At 46.6% G+C, this 1,565-nt stretch carries 2 protein-coding genes and 1 pseudogene; 2 read left to right on the top strand and 1 reads right to left on the bottom strand.

The window, feature by feature from the left end:
• Together FTV34_RS17375 and FTV34_RS17370 are read left to right on the top strand one after the other, a co-directional pair.
• A pseudogene (locus tag FTV34_RS17375) lies at positions 1-132 on the top strand (IS6 family transposase); the annotation flags it as partial.
• 91 nt (positions 133-223) lie between these two features.
• Positions 224-403 (top strand): hypothetical protein, encoded by a 180-nt coding sequence (locus FTV34_RS17370; protein WP_000902128.1) that lies wholly within the window; start codon positions 224-226, stop codon positions 401-403.
• 153 nt (positions 404-556) lie between these two features.
• Here the strand turns inward: FTV34_RS17370 and FTV34_RS17365 are convergent, their stop codons facing one another.
• Complete coding sequence (locus FTV34_RS17365; protein ID WP_180070904.1) at positions 557-1,372, bottom strand: APH(3')-I family aminoglycoside O-phosphotransferase; 816 nt, start codon at positions 1,370-1,372, stop codon at positions 557-559.
• Positions 1,373-1,565 lie beyond the last annotated feature (193 nt).

Genomic DNA, 1,565 nt, shown 5'->3' with positions numbered 1-1,565 from the left:
ATGAAGACGGCTTACGCCACCATCAAAGGTATTGAGGTGATGCGTGCACTACGCAAAGGCCAGGCCTCAGCATTTTATTATGGTGATCCCCTGGGCGAAATGCGCCTGGTAAGCAGAGTTTTTGAAACGTAAGGCCTTTGAATAAGACAAAAGGCTGCCTCATCGCTAACTTTGCAACAGTGCCGAATTTAGCGCGGTCGCTAAACATTTCGGCACCACCCAGGTGCTGCACGATATCAATCTGAAAATTGATGCCGGTGAATACCGGCTGGCTGCCGACGATCCGGATGAGGAGAACACCCTCGCCACGGCAGTTTTCACCCTCGATGCCAACCACGTCAGGTGGCAAATTTTCGACATTAACCGCGACGATGCTAAATTTCAGGGAGAAGTGCGTGGGTGAGATAGCCGGTCGTCAGTCATAAAGGGCAGGGTAGTACCGTTGGCCCGGCGTTCGATAGTACCGTACGGATACTGCCAGATATCGGCGTCCAGGGAGATGTCCTGAAGCGCGGTGTCCGGAATTTCAGGTTTGTGTCTCTACAAAGACTAACTATCAGAAAAACTCATCGAGCATCAAATGAAACTGCAATTTATTCATATCAGGATTATCAATACCATATTTTTGAAAAAGCCGTTTCTGTAATGAAGGAGAAAACTCACCGAGGCAGTTCCATAGGATGGCAAGATCCTGGTATCGGTCTGCGATTCCGACTCGTCCAATATCAATACAACCTATTAATTTCCCCTCGTCAAAAATAAGGTTATCAAGTGAGAAATCACCATGAGTGACGACTGAATCCGGTGAGAATGGCAAAAGCTTATGCATTTCTTTCCAGACTTGTTCAACAGGCCAGCCATTACGCTCGTCATCAAAATCACTAGCATCAACCAAACCGTTATTCATTCGTGATTGCGCCTGAGCGAGACGAAATACGCGATCGCTGTTAAAAGGACAATTACAAACAGGAATCGAATGCAACCGGCGCAGGAACACTGCCAGCGCATCAACAATATTTTCACCTGAATCAGGATATTCTTCTAATACCTGGAATGCTGTTTTCCCGGGGATCGCAGTGGTGAGTAACCATGCATCATCAGGAGTACGGATAAAATGCTTGATGGTCGGAAGAGGCATAAATGCCGTCAGCCAGTTTAGTCTGACCATCTCATCTGTAACATCATTGGCAACGCTACCTTTGCCATGTTTCAGAAACAACTCTGGCGCATTGGGCTTCCCATACAATCGATAGATTGTCGCACCTGATTGCCCGACATTATCGCGAGCCCATCTATACCCATATAAATCAGCATCCAGGTTGGAATTTAATCGCGGCCTCGAGCAAGACGTTTCCCGTTGAATATGGCTCATAACACCCCTTGTATTACTGTTTATGTAAGCAGACAGTTTTATTGTTCATGATGATATATTTTTATCGGCACTGTTGCAAATAGTCGGTGGTGATAAACTTATCATCCCCTTTTGCTGATGGAGCTGCACATGAACCCATTCAAAGGCCGGCATTTTCAGCGTGACATCATTCTGTGGGCCGTACGCTGGTACT

Source organism: Acinetobacter sp. YH16038 (assembly GCF_013417275.1).
Classification (GTDB): Bacteria; Pseudomonadota; Gammaproteobacteria; order Pseudomonadales; family Moraxellaceae; genus Acinetobacter.
Note: the sequence above shows the minus strand (reverse complement) of the source record. Positions and strands in the feature narration are given on the sequence as shown.